Source organism: Microbacterium psychrotolerans, assembly GCF_031085295.1.
Classification (GTDB): Bacteria; Actinomycetota; Actinomycetes; order Actinomycetales; family Microbacteriaceae; genus Microbacterium; species Microbacterium psychrotolerans.
The window spans coordinates 335,621-355,184 of record NZ_JAVFWO010000005.1 but is presented as its reverse complement, the minus strand read 5'-3'; the positions used below and the strand labels follow the sequence as shown (position 1 = coordinate 355,184).

Below are 19,564 nucleotides of genomic sequence, written 5' to 3'. Positions count from 1 at the left end.
CGCAACGCGGTGCCGCGAGGCTCAGCGCATCCCGTTCCCGCGTTCGCCCGGAGGTTCTGCCATGACCCAGCTCGAATCGAAGGGAGTCGAGGCGTCCGCGAAGCGGACGCTGACCGGCTCGCTCGGAGTCACCGCCATCGTCTTCATGGTGGTGGCCGCCGCATCCCCGCTCACCGTGATCGGCGGCGCCGCGCCGCTCGGCATGCTCCTGGGCAACGGGATCGGCTTCCCCGCGCTCTACGCCATCAGCGCCGTCATCCTGCTGCTGTTCTCCGTAGGTCTCGCGGCGATGACCCGCCACGTGCCGAAGCCGGGCGCCTTCTTCACCTACGTCGGCTACGGTCTCGGTCGCTCCACCGGCCTCGCGAGCGCGTGGATCGCGATGCTCACGTACACCACCATCCAGGTGTCGGTGTACGGGTACATCGGCTACATCCTGTCGGTGACGGTCGAGTCGATCGGCGGTCCCGCCCTGCCGTGGTGGCTGATGTCGCTCGCGACGATCGCGGTCGTCGGCGTGCTGGGCTACCGCCACATCGACCTGTCGAGCAAGGTGCTCGGCGTGCTCCTCGTCGCCGAGGTCGGAATCGTCCTGGCGATGGTCGTCGTCGTCGTCATCAGCGGCGGCGCTGAGGGCCTGAGCGTCGCACCGTTCGAGCCCGCCAACATCGCGAGCGGCTCCCCGGGCGTCGGGCTGATGTTCGCGATCGCCGCATTCATCGGGTTCGAAGCCACCGCGATCTTCCGCGATGAGGCCAAGGACCCGAACCGGACGATCCCCCGGGCCACGTACGCCGCGGTGATCGGCATCGGCGTCTTCTACACGCTGGCCGCATGGGGGCTCGTGATGGCGTGGGGACCGAGCAACGTCCTCGGTGCCATCGCGGAGGACCCCGGCACGTTCATCATCACGACGATGGCCCGCTACCTCGGCTCGTTCGGCGAGATCGCCGTCAACATCCTGCTGATCACCGCCATGTTCGCCTGCGTCCTGTCGTTCCACAACGTGGTCACGCGCTATCAGCACTCCATGGCGAACGCCGGCGTCCTGCCGGACAAGATGGGCGCGGTGCACGCCAAGCACCTCTCGCCGCACGTGTCGTCGCTCGTGCAGACCGCCACGGCGGTCGTGCTGATCGCCGTCTTCGCGGTGCTCGGGCTCGACCCCGTGCTGCAGGTCTTCACCTGGTTCGCCGGCGTCGCGACCCTCGCCATCGCGATCCTCATGGCTCTCACGTCGGTCGCGGTGATCGTCTACTTCGTCAGGACGAAGAAGGACCGACGCGTGTGGAACACGGTGATCGCCCCCGCCCTGGGATTCCTGGGGCTCATGCTCTCGGCCGCCCTCATCGTCGCCTACTTCCCGATCATGGTCGGCGACGTCGACGGCGACGGCAACCCGGTGTTCGCCGCCGTCAGCTGGTTCCTGCTCGGACTCGTGGTCGTCGTCCCCGTCATCGGGTACGTGCAGGCCGCCTGGATCAAGAACCGCCGCCCTGCCGCCTACGCGAAGCTCACCGACTCGATCGCCGGCTGACGCGCACGCGAGCCGACATCCATCCCCGCACCGAAGGAGAACCATGACCATCACCGACATCACCACCGCCTCCGGCTTCACCGCGCCGCCCGCGCCACAGCATCCACTCGCATCGCTGACGCCCGCCGAGATCGAAGCCGTCCGCGAGGTCGTGCTCGGCCTCGACACGACGACCGACGCGACGCGATTCGCCTACGTGGGTCTCGAAGAGGCGCCGAAGCCTGCGATCCTGGCCTGGGAGGCCGGCACCGGCGCGCTCCCCGAGCGCCGAGCACGCGTGCAGCTGCTCGACATGAGGTCCGCGCGATCGCTCGACCTGGTCGTCTCGCTGGCAGACGGCGAAGTGGTCTCGACCGTCGAACTCGACGGGACCGCGGGCCAGCTGCCGATCCTCGACGCCGAGTTCGAAGAGGTCGGCGTGATCGCCAACGAGAGCGCGGAGTGGGTGGGCGCACTCGCCGCCCGCGGGCTGACGCCGGACGACGTCGTGCTCGTGCCGCTGTCGGCGGGCAATTATGGATACGAGGATGAGGCCGGACGCCGCATCCTGCGCACGTTCGCGTTCCAGCAGCTCCACGCCGCCGATCACCCGTGGGCGCACCCGGTGGACGGACTCACCGCCTACATCGACGTCGCCGCCCGCTCGGTGATCAAGGTCGTCGACAACCCGGGCTACGACATCCCCCAGACGAGCGGCAACTACGACGACCCCGCCCTGCAGGGCCCGCCGCTCGAGGGCCTCAAGCCCATCGTCATCACGCAGCCCGAAGGATCGAGCCTGAACGTCGACGGCGAGCACGTCAGGTGGGGCGAGTGGGACCTCCGGATCGGCTTCGACACGCGCGAGGGCCTGATCCTGCGACAGCTCTCGTTCGCCGGGCGCCCGGTGATGTACCGGGGATCGATCAGCGAGATGGTGGTGCCTTACGCCGACCCGCAGCCGAACCGGTTCTGGCAGAACTACTTCGACACGGGCGAGTACCTTTTCGGCCGGTACACCAACGAGCTCGAGCTGGGCTGCGACTGCGTCGGCGACATCACGTACGTCGATGCGATCCTCGCCGACGAGCTCGGGATGCCGCGCACCGTGCGTAACGGCGTGTGCATGCACGAAGAGGACTTCGGCTCTCTCTGGAAGCACACCGACCTCTTCACCGGCGCGTCGGAGGTGCGGCGGTCGCGGAGGCTGGTGATCTCGTTCTTCACCACCGTCGGCAACTACGACTACGGGTTCTTCTGGTACCTCTACCTCGACGGCACGATCGAGTGCGAGGCGAAGCTCACCGGCATCCTGTTCACCTCCGCCTACCCCGGCGCGAGCGAGGACGGATCCCCCTATCCGTTCGCCTCGGAGGTCGCCCCGGGTCTCGGCGCCCCGTACCATCAGCACCTGTTCTCGGCGCGGCTGGACATGACCGTCGACGGCACCGCGAACGTCGTGAACGAGATCGACGCCGTCCGCGTGCCGATCTCAGCCGCCAACCCCGCCGGCAACGCGTTCACCAAGAGCGTCGTGCCGATCGCCTCCGAGAAGGTCTCGGGCCGCCTCGCCGACGGCGCCCGCAACCGGGTCTGGCAGATCGCCTCCACCGAGAAGACGACGTCGATGGGCCAGCCGACCTCGTACGTCCTCTTCCCCACCGAGACACCGGTGCTCCTCGCCGACGACGCGTCGTCGATCGCCTCGCGCGCCGCGTTCGCCACGAAGAACCTGTTCGTGACGAAGTACGACCCCGCCGAGCGCTACGCGGCCGGCGACTTCGTCAACCAGCACCCGGGCGGAGGCGGCCTGCCCGCCTTCATCGCGGGCGACGAGCCGCTGATCGGCGAGGACGTCGTGCTCTGGCACACCTTCGGGCTCACCCACTTCCCCCGCAACGAGGACTGGCCCGTCATGCCGATGGACTACGCCAAGTTCACGCTGAAGCCGTACAACTTCTTCGAGCGCAACCCGACGCTGCACGTGCCGGCCCCGGAGTCCGCGCACTGCGCAGCGGGCACGGGTCACGTGCACGCAGCGATGGGCGGCTACGGGCCCACGCCCGGCGCCCACGCGCATGACGCCGGTGGTCACGGGCACGGCGAGCACGGGCACGCACACGACGAGCACCACCACGACGGCTGAGCCGTGGCTGAACTGCTCCACGCCTGGGCCATCGCCCCGGCCGCGATCGGCGCCTGCTGTCTGGCAGCCGACCGCAGCCGGGCGCGGTGGCCCGACGCCGCGGCATCCGTCCTCATGCTGGTCGCGATGCTCGACGCGGCCCTCACCCGGCTCGTCGCCCCCGTGTACTGGGCGGCGCTCCTCATCGCCTGCGCGATGGCGCTGGCCGCTTGGCGGCGTCCCCGCGGCCGGAGGTCGGAGGCGCACCCGCTGCCCGAGACGGGCATGGCGGTGCACTCCGGCCTCGGGCTGATCGCGATGGCCGCGCTGCAGCTCGGCATGGGGTACGACCCGCTCGCCGCTGCAAGCCCAGCGGCAAGCGCAGCGGCACACGGACACGGGGGCGGGGGCGGGCTGCTCCTCGCGGTCCTCCTCGGCGGTGCGCTCGCATACGCCGTGTTCTCGGCGCTCCTCCTGGTGCGGGCCCATCGCTCGCTCGACCGTGCACAGCTCGCCTGCATGGGTGTCTCGGTGGTGCTGATGGCGGCCGCGTCGGTCTAGGCATCCGCCGGCGGGCGGCGGCGTCCAGCGTTCTCCCAGTGCCGCACCGCGTGCGCCGTGGTTAGGATCGAGCCGTGGGCGAGGACGCCCGCACCCACCCGCCGGACCCGCCCGCTCGAAGGCGGAACAGGAGGCCTCGATGGTCGATACCGCGACGGATGCCCGGACGGGACCGGACGCCACGGCCGACGCGCTCACGGCGGACGGATTCGCCCGCATCACCGACGCGATCCTCGACGCGGTCGGCACCGTCATCGACGGCAAGCCCGACGCGGTGCGCAGCTCGCTGGTGTGCCTGCTGGCGGAGGGGCACCTCCTCATCGAGGACGTGCCGGGTGTCGGCAAGACCATGCTGGCGCGGGCGCTGGCGACGTCGGTCGACGCGACGGTCCGCCGCATCCAGTTCACCCCCGACCTGCTCCCGGGCGACGTGACCGGCGTGAGCGTCTTCAACCCGGTCGAGCGCGAGTTCGAGTTCAAGCCGGGCGCCATCTTCGCGAACATCGTCATCGCCGACGAGATCAACCGCTCCTCCCCCAAGACCCAGTCGGCTCTCCTCGAGGCCATGGAGGAGCGCCAGGTTACCGTCGACGGCCGCACGCACTATGTCCCCGAGCCGTTCCTGGTGGTCGCAACGCAGAACCCGCTCGAGATGGAGGGGACGTACGCCCTCCCCGAGGCTCAGCGGGACCGCTTCATGATGCGCATCTCGATGGGCTACCCGGATGCGCGGTCCGAGGCCCTGATGCTTCGCCAGCGCGACACCGCGAACCCCCTCGACCAGCTGGCGCCGGTGGTGTCGGCCGACGAGGTGTCGGGGCTCGTGGCGTGGGCTCGAGCGGTGCACGTGGCTCCCGCGATCGAGGACTACGCGGTCGCCCTCGCCCAGGCGACGCGCACCCACAGCGACCTGCGGCTGGGCGCGAGCCCCCGTGCGACTCTGCAGCTGGTGCGTGCGGCCAAGGTGTGGGCGGCTCTCGACGGGCGCGCGTTCGTCATCCCCGACGACATCACCGCCCTGCTGGCTGCCGTGTTCGCGCACCGCCTGATCCCGACGCGCGCCGCAGGCGGCGCTCGGGGCACCAGCGCCGCGGACGCGATCGCGACCATCCTGGAGCGCATCGCGGCGAACGTGCGGGTGCCGATCGCCTCCCGTCAGTGAGCAGACGATGAGAAGCGTGTGGCCGCTGAGCGTCCGGGGAACCGGAGCGCTGGTCCTGGCGATCGCCTGCTTCATCGTCGCCGACGAGGCCGGACTCGTCGAGCTGATCTACTTCGGCATACTGCTGCTGGCCGTCGTCGCGACCAGCGTCGCGTCCCTGTACGTGGGCCGTCGGACCGACGCGGTCACCCGATCGCTCGTGCCCGACGTCGCCTCCGTCGGGCGCGAGGCACGGGTGTCGGTGCGCGTCGAGGTGCGCACCGCGCTGCCGACGGCGCCGGGCACCTGGCGCGACACCCTGCCGAAGGGGCTCCGCGGAAAGGCGGACGGTGCGTTCCCGGCACTCGGCTCGGGATTGCGCGGCGGCGAGCGCGGCGGGGTCCGCAGCATCGACCTCGTCTACACGATCACCGGCGCACGGCGAGGCGTCCATTCCATCGGCCCGCTCACGGTGCGGTCGTCCGACCCGTTCGGACTCGCCCGGCGCACCGTCGTGTTCAACCAGCGGACACCCGTCACGGTCGCACCGGCGGTCGTCGATCTGCCGCCACTCATCGACTACGCCGGGGCCACCGGCGGGATGCTGCACACCACGACGGATCAGCTGGGCCAGGGCGCCGACAACCTGGTCGCCCGCCCGTATGCGTCCGGCGACTCGATGCGCCGCATCCACTGGCGTGCGACCGCGCATCGCGACGAGCTGATGGTGCGGCAGGAGGAGCAGGAGTCCACCCCCGAGGCCGCGGTCGTGCTCGACCGGGCCGCACTGCGCTGGTCGCCCGAGGCGCTGCGCGCACCCGGCGCCGACCCGGGCTTCGAAGCCGGCGTGTCGGCGTGCGTGTCGGCGGTCGCCCGGCTCGTGCACGACGGGTATGCCGTCGAGGTACTCGATTCGGAGGGCACCGTGCTCGTCGACCGCATCGACGGCGGCGACATGACCGATGTGGACGCGATGCTGGTCCAGTTCGCGACGGTGACGGCTCACCGCGACGACGCGCTCCCCCGGCTGTCGCGCCTGTTCGCCGGACTGTCGACCGGGCCGATCGTGGTCGTCGTCGGCCGGCTCGATCCCGCCGACGCGGTGGCGCTGGGGCCGGTCGCCCATCACAGCACGCTGCCCGTCCTGCTCACCGCAGGACCCGTCGGCGACGCGCTCGACATCGCCGCAGACCACGGCTGGCATGTCGCTGCCATCGGCCCCGACCGCGACCTCGCCATCGCGTGGGGCAACGCGATCGGCCGGGGGGTTCATCATGTCCTCGGCTGAGGCGGCGCGGTCCGCCCGCGGACGCGGCGGCGAACGGCTGCTCACGATCTCGATCCTCGCGGCGCTCCTGGCGGCGCTGCTGCCCGTGGTCCGGGTGATCGACCCGGGCTGGTGGCTCATCGGCGCGCTCCTGCTGGCGGCGATGATCCTGGCGGCCGGCTACACCGCACGCCGCTATCGCCTCCCCGCGGTCGCCGTCACGCTCATCGAGGCGGCCGTCTGGGCTGTGTTCATGACCCTGGTGTTCCTCCGCGACACCGCGCTGCTCTGGGTGATCCCGACGCTCGACACCTTCCGCGCCGTGCCGCTGCTGGTCGAATCCGCGATGGAGGAGATCACGGTCGGCGCGGCCCCTCTCGAGCCCACGGTGCCGCTGGCGTTCATGGTGGTCGGGGCGATGGGACTGCTCACGATCGTCGTCGACCACGTCGTGGTGACGGCACGGATGCCGCTCCTCGCGTCCGTGGGGATCGTCGCGGTGTCGCTCATCCCCGCGATCGCGGCACCGAGCGACGTCGATGTGATCGGGTTCGTGTTCCTGGCGATCACGATCCTCTTCCTCATCCGGTCCGAGACGCGCTCGCGCGAGAAGCCGCTGGAGCGCGAGGCGGAGCGCACTGCGGGCGTTCCCGCCACGGCGCTCGGCATCGGCGCGATCGCGATCGTCGTGGCGGTGGTCGCCACACCCGTGCTGCCGCAGCCCGGCGCTCGTGCGGGCTCGGGCCTCGGTCCCGGGCCGGGGATCGACGCCACGCTGCAGCTCGGCGACGACCTGCGCCGCCCGCAGGACGCCGAGGTGCTGCGCCTGCGGACCGACGCGCCGTCGGTGCCCTACCTGCGCGCGACGACCCTGTCCCGCTTCGAGGGCGGGGTGTGGTCGCCCGATCGCGCGCAGACCATCTCGCTCGACGCGGACCGCGCCTTCGGGGCTGTCGACGCCGAGGACGACATCCGGGTGACGGACTACTCGGCGAAGGTCGACATCATCAACCTCGACTCGCCGTGGGCGCCGGTGCCCTACCCGGCCATCGACATCGACGGTCTCAGCGCCGGCCTCTGGGGCGCGGTCCCCTACAACCACACGGTCGCCTCCACGAACAGCTCGACACAGGGACAGTCGTACGAGGTGGCGTATGCGCCCGCGCGACCGTCGCTCGAGCAGGTCCGCGCCGCCAGCGCCGTGGGTTCGCAGGTGCGCGATGAGACGACGGAGCTGCCCACCGACATCCCGCCGGTGATCGGCGAGCTCGCCCTGCAGATGACCGCGGAGGCCACCACCGACTACGACCGGCTGACGGCGCTGCAGCGGTGGTTCCGCGGCGGTGAGTTCAAATACTCGCTGGATGCGCCCGTCGAGGAGGGTTTCGACGGCAGCGGTGCCGAGGCCGTGGCTCGGTTCCTCGATGTGCGTGAGGGGTACTGCGTCCACTTCGCATCGGCGTTCGCCCTTATGGCGCGGACGCTGCACATGCCGTCGCGCATCGTGGTCGGCTATCTGCCGGGCACGCCCACGACGCAGAGCATCGACGGCCAGCCGGTGTTCTCGGTGTACAGCTCGCAGCTGCACGCGTGGCCGGAGGTGTACTTCGAAGGGATCGGCTGGATCCCGTTCGAGCCGACATCGGGCCTCGGCGTGCCGACCACGTTCTCCTCCGAGGCCGCGCTGCCCGGCCAGACCATCGACCCGGATGCCGCCACCCCGCAGTCCAGCGCCACGCCCACGGCGCCGGGCGACCAGGCTCAGATCGACCTCGAGGAGCAGCGCCAGAACGCGGCGGGCGGAGCGTCGCGGAACGGCCTCGACCCGCTGCCGATCCTGGGCGTGGTCGCCGCGGTGATCGTGCTCCTCTCGCTCCCCTTCCTCATCCGCGAACTGCGTCGCCGCCAGCAGGACGCCGCCGCGCGGGGCGGAGACGCCGCCGCTGCCTGGCAGTCCGTGCAGGAGGCGGCGATCGACGTCGGCATCCCGGCCCCTGCCAGCGAGTCCCCCCGCGCGTTCGCGCGCCGGCTGGTCGAGCAGCACGGCGCACCGGCATCCGAGATGAACACGGTCGTCCTCGCCATCGAGCGCGCCAGCTATTCGCGCGCGGGCAACCGCTCCCAGTGGATGGGCGATGCCGCCGCCGACGCAGCGAGTTCCGTGAGGGTTGCGCTGCTGGCGTCGGTACCACCCTCACGGCGGATCCTGGCGCTGCTCGCGCCGCGATCGCTCATCATCCGTCCGGGCAGCGTCTATGCCGGCAGCGCTCCGGTTCGGGCACGGTAGCCGCGCAGGGTAGGATGGTCGACGGCCCTCCGGGGCCTCCTGGAGGATTCGCCTAGTGGCCTATGGCGCACGCTTGGAAAGCGTGTTGGGTGCAAGCCCTCGGGGGTTCGAATCCCCCATCCTCCGCACCTGCGATCCCAGTGCTTTCAAGGGATCGCGACTCGTTCGAAAATTTGTGGCACAGTTCGGGGCACAGTTATCGTTCACTTTTGGTCTCCGAGAAGCCCGGAATTCCGCGGATCTCGACCACGCTGATGCGCCGGTTGCGACATGACTGCCTCATGTCACAACCGGCGCTAGCGGTTTTCGGACACGCCCGCTTCGAGGACGCCGCCAGCCATCTGTCTCGAGAGGCACGTTCAATGCTCCGCCGGGGTGATCGACGGCTCCACCTGCGAGACGACAGCGGCCGCACGTGGCTGCGTTCCGGGCTTCGACGCTTCTATGTTTGTCAAGTTGTTCCGGGTGCGTGGCCGAGGAGGCTGGGATCCGCCCGTCTCGTCACTCTGTGGGTCTAGCGAACCATCCGGGCGTCAGTGATCACGGGAAGAATCTCGCCTTCTGCGCGAAAGCGACGGGCAGACTGTCCTGCAGGTATTCGAGCGTGGCGCATCGCAGCAGCACGACTGAGATGCGCCCACACGCATCGACAGTTCCGGCCGTCATCACTCGGGGCTTGCGCAGTGGTGGGCGCTGCTGGGCTGTTCACAGACCAATGACACATTCGATACCCGCGGCACCGCGTGCAAGTATCGCCGAGGTGGACTTCGGCGCCTCACACTCCCGGATCCTCCGTCCTGGTAGGAGGTCACCAGGCGGGAGGGGCGCCCCCATAGCGCGGGGGCGCCCCTTCGATTCAGAGCCGCGTGCTCAGCCTTACTTGGCCGAGCGGTCGCGGGTGATAGTCACCGAGTCCTGGACAGTGCCGACGGGGTCGACGCCCGCGGCGGTGACGAACTTGTCGGCGGTGGCGTTGCTCGGCTGCGCGGGCGCACCCGTAGCGGGCTGGTTGGCGTTGTAGAACCCGTTGCCGTCCGTGTCCACGAGCGTGCGGGGAGCCTGCTGGGCGCCACACCACGATTCGCGGCCCTGGGTGGTCGCCTTGTTCGGGTAGTCGCAGACACCCGCGACCACGTTGGACACCGTCAGCGACTTCGATGTGACCTCGACCTTCAGGTACGTACGCACGTTGTCCTGGTTCTCGACCGAGTTGGCCCAGTGCAGTGCGTGCGTGCCGGCCGGGGTGCCGTTCGCGGCGTCCGCGCCAGCCGCCGGATACGGCATGGTCTCGAGGCCGTATCGACCGTTGAGGGTGGCGTCGCTGGTGGTGCCGACGCGCGGCTCGGTGAGGCCGTAGTACTTCGAACCCGAGGCTGAGTTCGTGGTCACGTAGACGACACCGCCCGGGCCCTCGAACACCGTGTCGGCGCCGCGCTCCTCGGCTTCGTTCTGGCGTTCCGCGCCTTCGCCGCCGTTTCGCAGGACGTAGGAGCGCGAGTAGGAGTGGTCGTGACCCTGCAGCACCAGGTTGATGCCGAGGTCGGAGAAGCCCTGGGTGAAGGACGGGCGGCGACCCACGGCGTCACTGTCGTTGGCGTGCGACGCCGGCGAGTAGATCGAGTGGTGGTACGACACGACTTTCCACATAGCGTTCGGGTTCGCCTCGACCGCCTTTCGGACGAAGTCGATGTGCGCCGGGTTCTTGGTCGACGACTGGGCGTTGGAGTTGATGACGACGAAGAGCACGCCCTTGTAGGTGTACCAGTAGTCGCCGCCCGCGCCTGTCTGGAGTTCAGGCGTGGCCACGTCGTTGTTCGGCAGGGCGAAGTGGTAACGGTAGCCGAGGTCGGACGAGTCGTGGTTGCCGATGGCGGCGGCGTAGGGGATGGTGCGGAGCTGCTCCGGCTGGAACCACGCATCCCACTGCGACTCGACGTTGGCGGTCTCGATCTGGTCGCCCGTCGAGGTGAGCAGCTCGAGCGGCAGCCCGTCGTTCGCGGCGTCCTCCTCGAGGACGTTCAGGGTGTCGACCCAACCGGCCGCGTCTTCCTTCATGTCGGCGGAGATCGACTCGCGGTTGTTGCTCGACTCGGCGCCGATCTGCGGGTCGCCGAAGGCGGCGAAGGTGAATCCCTTGCCGATGCCGAACGAGCTGGTCTTGAAGGTGTAGGTCGGCGAGGCGGCGCCGTCGGAGGCCAGCACGCGGTAGGAGTACTCCGAGTTCGCGTCGAAATCCTCGAGCAGGGCGCTGCCGCGGAAGGGCGAGCGGGCGACGTCGCCGGACGAGGTGCCGGTCGTGGCGATGATCTCGGCGGGGAAGCTCACGGCGTCTCCGTCGAACGCCCCATTGTTCAGGTCCTTGGTCTTCTCGAGCTGGACGACCGAGGCGGTGTCCTCGCTGGCATACCACGTCACGTAACGCGAGTGCTCATCGGCGCCGACGCCCAGGACGATGGTTTTGAAAGTGACCGGGCCATCCTCTGCGAGCGCGCCCTGCGTGGCGAAGAGGCCACCGGCGATCGCGCCGGCACCGAGCGCCACGATGCCCGCACTCGCAACCATGCGGCGGCGCGGCAGATTCATCAGCTTCATCTGTTCGGATCCTTTACGGGTTCGAAGGAGTGGGGGGAACGAACGCTTCGACGCTGTCAGCGTCTGGCAACGACGGGATGAACCCCAATGAGTGGGTAGATGAACTCGCATCGGTGAAGTGATGTCCGACCCGAGGAGGCGTTTCCGCCCGTTTGAAACCTCGTCGCCGCGCCGCGTACGGTGGGTCCCTGGCGGAGGCTGCTCGTCACGGCATCCTCTGCATTCCCCCTACAACAGCTTCCCGAATGGAGTCGCTCCGTGCCGGCCCTGTCCCCCGGTAGCACCCGCCGCCGCACCGTCCTGTTCGTCGCCGTGTCTGCGCTCGCGGTCGTGGCCGTTGCAACAGCGTGGGGTGTCTTACAACCTCGCGATAGCGAACCACAAGAGCCTGCCGCAGCCGCGGCTCCGCTCGCCGATGGCAGCCTGGCACCCGGCTTCCACGCCCCCGACCTCGACACGTATTACAGCGGTCAACTGATCGAACCAGATCCCGAGACGTGGACCGACGTGCGGCCGTCCTCCGAATACCGAGTGCTGGTGATGGCCGACGGGCAGGATGCGAGCACCCCTCGCGATCCGCAGGTGGCGATCCTGGTCGGCGCCGTCGAGCGGTGGGCGCGGGAGGAGGATCGCGTGGAGCTCGCGGTCGAGTATCTCAGTGACCCGCATGCCTTCATCGACGAGATCGATCGTGCGGCTATCTCCAGAGACGCCGATCTCATCGTGACGGCCGGCAACGCACTGGTCGACCCGGTCGCGGTGGTCTCGGCCAACTACGCCGGTGAAGATCCCCAGCAGTTCCTGGTACTGGGCGCCGAGGTCGCCGAGCCCACGCACAACATCGCCGCCTCCGACTGGCAGGGATCGGCGTATCTGGGCGAGGGTGTCACGGAATCGGACTACTACGACCCGGCCGCGGTGACCGAACCGCGCGCCTACGCGGCGTTGCGGGCCGGGGTCGCGGCCGTGCTCAGCGGTTACACCGGGATCATTGTGCGCATCCCCACGGACCAGTACTGACGACGGCCGGTGGTCTCAGCGCTCGCTGACATGAAGCCACAGGTCTCGGCATCCGTCATCCGATGCCGAGCGTGCGCTGCACGAACCACGTCAGACCCATGAGGGCGACGCCTGCGGCGACGAGCACTCCGACGAGAAGACCCGTCCTCGGCGTGCGCCGGTGCAGGAGCAGAAGGAGTGGGAAGACCGCCAGGATGATCGTCAGTTGAACGACCTCGATGCCGACGTTGAAGACGAGGAGTGAGCCGAGCAGCGGCCAGGAGAAGGGCTCGTCGATTCCGAGCGCACTTGCGAAGCCGAGTCCGTGCATGAGGCCGAAGAGGAACACCACGGTCAGCCGCGCCCCGTCGGCGGCGTCGAATCCGGTCTTGGTCGCACGCTTGACCTCGGCGAGCGGGTCCTTCCGCTCGAGCCACACACGCCAGAGGTACCAGATCGCGACGACTGCGATCGACAAGGCGATCGCGGGCTCCACGATCGCGGCGGGCACGGTCACAACGCCCACTGCAGCCATGATGAATGTCACGGAGTGCGCGACCGTGAATGTGGTCGCGGCGAGCACGATGTCGCGCAGGCGTCGCGAGCCCACGATCAGCGCAAGCAGGAACAGGATGTGGTCGAGGCCGAAGAGTAGATGCTCCGCCCCGAGGACGAAGAAGTGCCCGAACCGCTCGAAAACCGGCTGATCCGTGCTGAGCGTCGGCGCGTCGCTCGTGAGGCTTGCGCTGCCGGATTGGCCGTCGAGGTCGTACTCGAGGATCGTGACGGTGCCTTGCACGTACGCCTCGTGGTCGGGGAAGAGCTCACTGCTGAGCTCATGCGCGTCCGTCGGCTCGCAGTGCCAGTGGAAGGTGACGGCCGCATATGGCACGTCGTCGTGTGACGTCACGCCGAAGTCGTCCGACTGCTCCGGCTCGCACGCTTCACCGCCGGCGCTCACCGCGAAGCGTTTGGTCACGTAAGAGACGATGTCATCGGCATACGCGTTGAGCGTGGCCGCCTGCTCAGCATCATCGCCATACTCGAAGGCGGCCATGCCGTCTTCGAAGAGCTGCGGCGCATCTTCGTTCTCGGCGACCGAGACGACGAGCAGATCGTATTCAAGATCAACCGTCGTGCGCACGGTATCGTCGCCGGACTCCGAGGCGTCCACATAGACGACGCTCGAGAAGCCGTGGGCGAGAGCGGGCCCACTCGCGAAGGTCGGGGAAACGAGAACGACGAAAGCGGACAAAGCAAGGACGAGACGGCCGAACGGCAAGAGAGAGACATTCGGGCGCCGACGGGAATGGGGGGACATGGAGCTCCTTCGGGCCCCTCGATCGTCGGCAATTCGCATGAACAGCACTCGTCATGAAGGCGAACGCGAGGCGAACCGGGTCCGCGGAGCGGTCGGATGCTCGCGAACATTTCGCGCCATGCGACAACGCCAGGGTCAGCAGGACGCGACCTGGATCAGTATGCCGCCCGGGTCGTAGCTCGTCTCCGACTCCTCCGCGCGATGGGCAATTCCATCGCAAGCGGTCAACGCTCTAACCCAGTACCAACGAATTCGATCACCCGCTTGATCGAGTGCGATTCCGACCTGAGCCAGTCATGCACGCTCGACTCATCCGCGACGCCCTGTGGCACAGTTAAGGAACATTAACCGGCGACGCGTTCGTCGGGCAGTCGTACGCTGAGGTCCGCTCACCTGTCAATGCGCGTATGCGGATCCGTCTGACGTCAGCTCTGCTGCGTCATCCAACCCAGCAGCAGGATCCCGATGACGACGGGGACAACACCAGCCAGCCGCCCCACTCCGACCAGTTTCAGGGGCTAACTCGCCTGACGGGAGGTCGAAGCCCTTACGAATGCGCGCTTCCTCCGGGCGCATCGTCATTCCCGGTCCCGACCGGCTGAGATGGTCGGCTTCCCGAGTCGGAGTCAGCGAGATGCTGCGTGCTTGAGGGCCCAGTCGAGGGCGAAGTCTGCGATGGCCTCCCACTCCGGGACGGCAGGCAGGAAATGCGGCCCGTCGTACTCCACGATCTCGGTCACCGCGCTCGATGACTTGTAGTGCTTGACATTCGAGTGGCCCACCTTGGGCGGGAACAGAGGATCGTTCTTCCCCGAGATGAACAGGAGAGGCGGACGGGCGTCGTTGTGGTAGTCGACGTAGGTGTCATCCTTGCCAGGGTGGATGTTGGCGAGGGCACTGCCCCAGAAGATCTTGCCGGAGGCGGGGATGTGATACCGCTCGTACAGTGCGAGAGATTCCTCCTCGCTGAAGGTGTTCGCGAAGATGTCGTACCACTGCTCCGGAGTCAAGCCGACCGCTCGATGCCGGTTCGCGGGGTTCTTCAGCACCGGGAACGATGACTTGATCTGGGAGAGCGGGATCACCTTTACGCCCTCGGTCGGGGCCGAGTTGATCGCGACCCCGGCCGCGCCGAATCCATGGTCGAGCAGGATCTGGGTGAAGGCTCCGCCTGCGGAGTGGCCCATGATGATCGGCGGTCGGTCGAGGTTCCCGATAAGGGTCTCGAACGCGCCGATGATCTCGGACACCTCGAGCTGTTCGATCGGTGTCGGATCGGCGCGGAGCGCCTCGACCTCAACCTCGAAGCCGGGGTACGCGGGCGCCAGGACCGTGAAGTCCTTGGCTTCGTAGTGCTGTTTCCAATGCTCCCAGCTACGAGGTGTGACCCAGAAGCCGTGGACCAGCACGATCGTGTTGGGAGCCTTTTCTGATGCCGATGTCGCCATTTCTCGCTCCTCCACTCGACGCTCCATCGTGTCGCCGCTCCTGTCTACTCCTCCTCTGTGCCCCGTGAGAGTAGAGGCCGCGGACACCCGCCCAGAAGGATCCGATTCGACCGCCCGCAGTGGCACCCGCTTCGGGCATTGCACGCTGGGGGATCGCCATCGCTCTCGTCGCGGCTGACGTCTTGCTGGTAGGTGCCGAACTGCGACTTGCAGCCGCGGTGGCGTTCTCGAGACAACAGCTCCCGCCTTTTCCGGCTTGCGCGAACTCGGGCTTCGCGCGGTGATTCCCACACGCGGTGGGGCGCGGGGCCAGCTCCGGCTAGAGTCGCGTCCGTGACTGAAACGCGTGCGCCGGCTCCGCACGCGGCATACGACCTCTACATGGAGCGGCAGCGTCGATGGGCCGCGTGGTGGCGTCGGCTCGGTCAGCTCCTGGGCTACGTGCTCGGCGGATGCTTGGCGGTCGTCATCGCGGCGCTCTTTGTTGCCAGCGTGCATGACCTCGCGCAGCCACGGATCTGGGGCACGTTCACACAGACGGACTGCGAGCCGCGGCCGCGCGGTGGCTGTCGTCCGGTCGGGACGTGGGTCAGCGACGATGGAGACATCGTCAAGCGTGGGGTCTACTTGGACGGTTGGACCGACGATACGGGCACCACGCGGGCCAGCTATCAGCCCACCGCGATCATCAGCGACGAGTCCAACAACATCGTCCACGCCCCAGGGCTGACCGGCGTAGGGCCCTGGCTCTCGGGAGCCCTCCTGCTGGGGTGGGTCGGCTACATGCTCTTCAAGGCGGCCACCTGGGGAGACATCACCCTGCCGAGTCCTCGACGCTGGCGCGGTCGCCGCCGACCGGCGACGCGATCGACCATCACGGCCGCTCGAGGGTCGCTTCGACGCCGCTACCGACGATCACTCGAAGAAGGGACCGCATCGAACAACGGGCGTGAAGGCGGCTCCGACTGATCTCCATCTAGCTAAGAGGCCAACGCGTCCTGGCTCACGCCGAATGCGCGATGGAGGTGCGGCTTCCGTCTACCGCCCGCAAGCGGATCCTCAAGGCACGCGGGTGCACCCGTTCACAACCACCGCCCACGGCGCGCCGGGCCTACGGGCGCGGCCGTCGGGCTCCGGGCCGTGATCGTGGAGTACCGGAGGTTCGGAGGGTGGCGGAGGGAAGAGCAGGGTCGCATTTTCGCCGCACGGAGCGTGGCGGAGTTGAGGGAGAACCGCAGCGACTCCGGCCGCGCGCCGCTATGGCGTCCACCACGGCCGCAGCGGAAGGTCGGCATCGTCGCTGTTCCCCCGGGAGTTGACGGCCAGAACATGGTGCAGCTCGATCCCGCCCGATTCGAAGGCGAGCCGTGATCCGGCCATGTAAAGGCCCCACACCTTTGCGGCAGGCAGTCCGATCTCGGCGACTGCTTCGTCCCAGTGCTCGACGAGATTGGCGCACCAGTCACGGAGCGTCAGTGCGTAGTGCGGGCGCAGGTTCTCATCGTGCAGCACTTCGAGCCCGGCATCCTGTGCCTCGGTGATGATGCGACCGGAACCGGTCAACTCGCCGTCCGGAAAGACGTAGCGGTCGATGAAACCCTGCGCGGCGGGCTCGGCCTTGTTGTCGCAGCGGGTGATGCAGTGGTTGAGCAGCAGGCCTCCCGGCCGTAGCCGCGAGCGCAGGAAGCGGAAGTACGACGCGTAGTTGCGCACCCCGATGTGCTCGAGCAGCCCGATCGACGAAACTGCGTCGAACCCCGTCTCGGCAATGTCGCGGTAGTCGCCGTAGCGCACCTCGGCACGCTCTGCGAGTCCCTCTTCGGCGATCGCGCGTTGCGCCCACGAGGTCTGCTCGCGCGACAGCGTCACGCCGACGGCTTGGACGCCCCGGCGTGCGGCGTAGCGCACCATGCCTCCCCACCCGCATCCGACATCCAGCAGCCGGTCGCCGGGCTTCAGCCGCAGTTTCTCGAACACGAGCCGGTACTTGTTCTCCTGCGCCTCCTCGAGCGAGGCGTCGAGGCGCGGATAGCACGCACAGGTGTAGGTCATCGACGAGCCGAGCACCCATTCGTAGAAGGTGTTCGAGACGTCGTAGTGATGGTGGATGGCCTCGGCATCGCGGGTCTTGCTGTGCCGCAGTCCTCCCGCGACCCGCCGCCAGCGTGGGGGCACCTCCTGCGGGGGCGGTGCAATCGGGCGCAGATGTTCGAAGCCGATCGAGCGCACGATCTGGGCCATGAGCCGCGCCGGAGGCCGCGTGAACTCGAGGCCCTCGGTGAGCGCTTTGAGCAGCTCGTACGGGTCGCCCGGGTGCACCCCCTCGATGCCCAGATCGCCGGTGATGTACGCGCGAGCGAGCCCAAGATCTCCGAACCCGGTGACGAGGTAGGTCGTGCCGCGGGGCGTCTTCAGATCCAGTCCGAAGGGCGCGTTCTCGGGCCCGGCCGAGCTGCCGTCGTACGCGGTGAAACGCAACGGCAGCCGACCTCCGGCGAAGATCTCGAGCACCTCCGCTAGGGTCAGCTTTCCGGACCCCGCTTCGGCCGTGTTTGCGGCGTCGTCACGAGCCGCGGCATCCGTCCTGTCCTTGGGTGTGGTCATCGTCGTTGCACAGCCTTCTGGTAGAGCTCCAGCAGTCGCGCGTCGGGGTCGTACCGCGTCTTCACCGACCGATACTCGGCCCCGCCGTAGAGCCTGTCGAAATCGTCTCGCGTGTAGTAGGCATCGGAGTACAGCGACTTGTGCCCGTCCAGCTCGCTCACCTTGCGCTCGATGAGCCGGTTCGTCTCGCCTTCTGTCGCCCCAATCGGCACGGTCGACCAGAATCCGACGTTGACGTACGTCTCGCGTGGATGCAGCGGGTACAGCGGCCAGGCGTCACCACTGCGCAATCGCAGCGGACAGAGCCACATCGGCGCGATCGGCACGTTCCCGAGGAACCATTCGACGAACTCCACGCACCGCGCGATCGGCACCTCTATGTCCTGAATCACACGCTCACGTGCGGGGCGGCCGTGCAACTTCTCGAGGCGATCGCTGATATCGAATCGGCGTTCCACCCGCATGAGCCTGCCGTACGTGGCGCTGCGCAAGTAGCGTCGCGGCCACAAGCGACGGACGAGAGGATGCTGCGCCCCGAACGCCACCGAGCACCAGAACCAGTCGGTGTCCCATCGCCACAGGTAGTCGTGGATGGTGAGTCGGTCCGCCTTCGTGAGGTTGCCGTGCTGGATTGACCGGTAATAGATCCGTCGGCCGGTGTAGTCGCCGACCGGGCCCGGCGCAGACGTCTGGGTGCCGACGCACAAGTAGCTTTCGTCAGCGCTGAACACGACGCCGTCGAGGTAGTCCACCGGCAGGTCGTCCAGCCGATGCGTCGTGACGATGCGGTCCATCGCTGCGATCAGATCTTCGATCGCATGAAAGCGCAGGTGCGTGAGCGCCACGAACGGTTCGACGGTCTCGAGCTCGATCCGCAGGCGCACCGCGTAGCCGAGAGTGCCGTATGAATTGGGGAAAGCACGATACAGGTCGGCGTGCTCGCCGGGCGATGCGGTGACCACCTCCCCTGCGCCCGTGAGGATGTCCATTTCGAGCACCGATTCGTGCGGCAGCCCGTTTCTGAACGACGTCGACTCGATGCCGAGGCCGGTCACCGCACCACCGAGCGTGATCGTCTTCAGTTGCGGCACCACAAGGGGCGCCAGCCCGTGACGCAGCGTCGTGGCCACAAGATCCTCGTAGGTGCACATGCCCGCCACGTCTGCCGTCCGCCCCGCGGGATCGACATGGATGACGCCGGTCAGCCCTGACGTGTCGAGGCCTCGGGCAGCCGTTCTCGAACGTGTGCGGAACAGGTTCGAGGTGCGCTTGGCGAGCCGGACCTGGGCACCCGTCGGCAGCGCCCGATAGCTCTCGAGTAGCCGCCGCACGCCGACGGCGTGAGCAGTGCGGGCGTCAGTCGCAGGAGCGGACACGAATCCACGCTAGTCCGCGGCGGGGTTCGAGTGAAGGATGTCGCTCCCTGCCGGTCTGAGGGCGTTTCACAACCAGCGCCGCACTCGTGTCGCATTCGTTGCCGAAGTGGGCAAGTGTGGGTCCGGCGCACGACGTTGCGTGCACCAGGGAGTCCCTCATCGCGCTCGTGCGCTTGGCCGGCTGTGAACGCGCGCCCGTGGGGTGCTTCATCAACTCGAGATCGCCGGCGGGCAGACGCCAGCATCCGCGTGCGCACAAGGGGCGGAATTAATCCAGGAGGCGCCCCGCCACGTCCTGCCGTTGTCGACACGGCCACGGCACCTTCC

The 19,564-nt window shown here is 68.3% G+C and carries 13 protein-coding genes and 1 tRNA gene; 9 read left to right on the top strand and 5 right to left on the bottom strand.

The features are described 5' to 3' along the window. The first annotated feature begins 61 nt into the window (after positions 1 to 61). The 7 genes from Q9R08_RS17535 to Q9R08_RS17505 all read left to right on the top strand — a co-directional run bounded on the left by Q9R08_RS17535 (position 62) and on the right by Q9R08_RS17505 (position 9,023). The gene (locus tag Q9R08_RS17535) at positions 62 to 1,537 is read left to right on the top strand and encodes an APC family permease (protein ID WP_308869442.1); all 1,476 of its coding nucleotides are present in this window, start codon (positions 62 to 64) and stop codon (positions 1,535 to 1,537) included. Positions 1,538 to 1,580: 43 nt separating this feature from the next. Continuing rightward, on the top strand, positions 1,581 to 3,662 hold the full coding sequence (locus Q9R08_RS17530; RefSeq protein ID WP_308869441.1) for a primary-amine oxidase: 2,082 nt from the start codon (positions 1,581 to 1,583) through the stop codon (positions 3,660 to 3,662). A gap of 3 nt (positions 3,663 to 3,665) precedes the next feature. After that, positions 3,666 to 4,202 (top strand): hypothetical protein, encoded by a 537-nt coding sequence (locus tag Q9R08_RS17525; protein WP_308869440.1) that lies wholly within the window; start codon positions 3,666 to 3,668, stop codon positions 4,200 to 4,202. Positions 4,203 to 4,341: 139 nt separating this feature from the next. Then, a complete protein-coding gene (locus tag Q9R08_RS17520) occupies positions 4,342 to 5,364 on the top strand; it encodes an AAA family ATPase (protein WP_308869439.1) in 1,023 nt (340 codons plus the stop codon). Between the two features lie 7 nt (positions 5,365 to 5,371). Continuing rightward, a complete protein-coding gene (locus Q9R08_RS17515; protein WP_308869438.1) occupies positions 5,372 to 6,631 on the top strand; it encodes a DUF58 domain-containing protein in 1,260 nt (419 codons plus the stop codon). After that, positions 6,618 to 8,897 carry a transglutaminase TgpA family protein gene (locus tag Q9R08_RS17510; protein WP_308869437.1) on the top strand — a complete coding sequence of 760 codons (2,280 nt, stop codon included), beginning with the start codon at positions 6,618 to 6,620 and terminating at the stop codon, positions 8,895 to 8,897. Before Q9R08_RS17515 ends, Q9R08_RS17510 begins: the two co-directional genes overlap by 14 nt. 41 nt (positions 8,898 to 8,938) lie before the next feature. Further along, positions 8,939 to 9,023: transfer RNA gene (locus tag Q9R08_RS17505), tRNA-Ser, on the top strand. Between the two features lie 750 nt (positions 9,024 to 9,773). Here Q9R08_RS17505 and Q9R08_RS17500 read toward each other — a convergent pair. Next, the gene (locus Q9R08_RS17500; protein WP_308869436.1) at positions 9,774 to 11,489 is read right to left on the bottom strand and encodes a purple acid phosphatase family protein; all 1,716 of its coding nucleotides are present in this window, start codon (positions 11,487 to 11,489) and stop codon (positions 9,774 to 9,776) included. A gap of 258 nt (positions 11,490 to 11,747) precedes the next feature. On the opposite strand from Q9R08_RS17500, the gene Q9R08_RS17495 reads away from it, so the two are divergent. Next, complete coding sequence (locus Q9R08_RS17495; RefSeq protein ID WP_308869435.1) at positions 11,748 to 12,509, top strand: type 1 periplasmic-binding domain-containing protein; 762 nt, start codon at positions 11,748 to 11,750, stop codon at positions 12,507 to 12,509. A gap of 55 nt (positions 12,510 to 12,564) precedes the next feature. Here Q9R08_RS17495 and Q9R08_RS17490 read toward each other — a convergent pair whose 3' ends face one another. Together Q9R08_RS17490 and Q9R08_RS17485 are read right to left on the bottom strand one after the other, a co-directional pair. Continuing rightward, complete coding sequence (locus tag Q9R08_RS17490; protein WP_308869433.1) at positions 12,565 to 13,662, bottom strand: HupE/UreJ family protein; 1,098 nt, start codon at positions 13,660 to 13,662, stop codon at positions 12,565 to 12,567. 773 nt (positions 13,663 to 14,435) lie between these two features. Further along, the gene (locus tag Q9R08_RS17485; protein WP_308869431.1) at positions 14,436 to 15,257 is read right to left on the bottom strand and encodes an alpha/beta hydrolase; all 822 of its coding nucleotides are present in this window, start codon (positions 15,255 to 15,257) and stop codon (positions 14,436 to 14,438) included. A 333-nt stretch (positions 15,258 to 15,590) separates the two neighbouring features. Here Q9R08_RS17485 and Q9R08_RS17480 point away from each other — a divergent pair, with 333 nt between their 5' ends. After that, positions 15,591 to 16,226 carry a hypothetical protein gene (locus tag Q9R08_RS17480; protein WP_308869430.1) on the top strand — a complete coding sequence of 212 codons (636 nt, stop codon included), beginning with the start codon at positions 15,591 to 15,593 and terminating at the stop codon, positions 16,224 to 16,226. A 288-nt stretch (positions 16,227 to 16,514) separates the two neighbouring features. Here Q9R08_RS17480 and Q9R08_RS17475 read toward each other — a convergent pair whose 3' ends face one another. After that, entirely contained in the window at positions 16,515 to 17,861 is a 1,347-nt protein-coding gene (locus Q9R08_RS17475; protein ID WP_308869429.1) for a class I SAM-dependent methyltransferase, read from the bottom strand. Further along, complete coding sequence (locus Q9R08_RS17470; protein ID WP_308869465.1) at positions 17,858 to 19,192, bottom strand: FAD-binding oxidoreductase; 1,335 nt, start codon at positions 19,190 to 19,192, stop codon at positions 17,858 to 17,860. The genes Q9R08_RS17475 and Q9R08_RS17470 overlap by 4 nt, the downstream gene beginning before the upstream one ends. Positions 19,193 to 19,564: the final 372 nt, after the last annotated feature.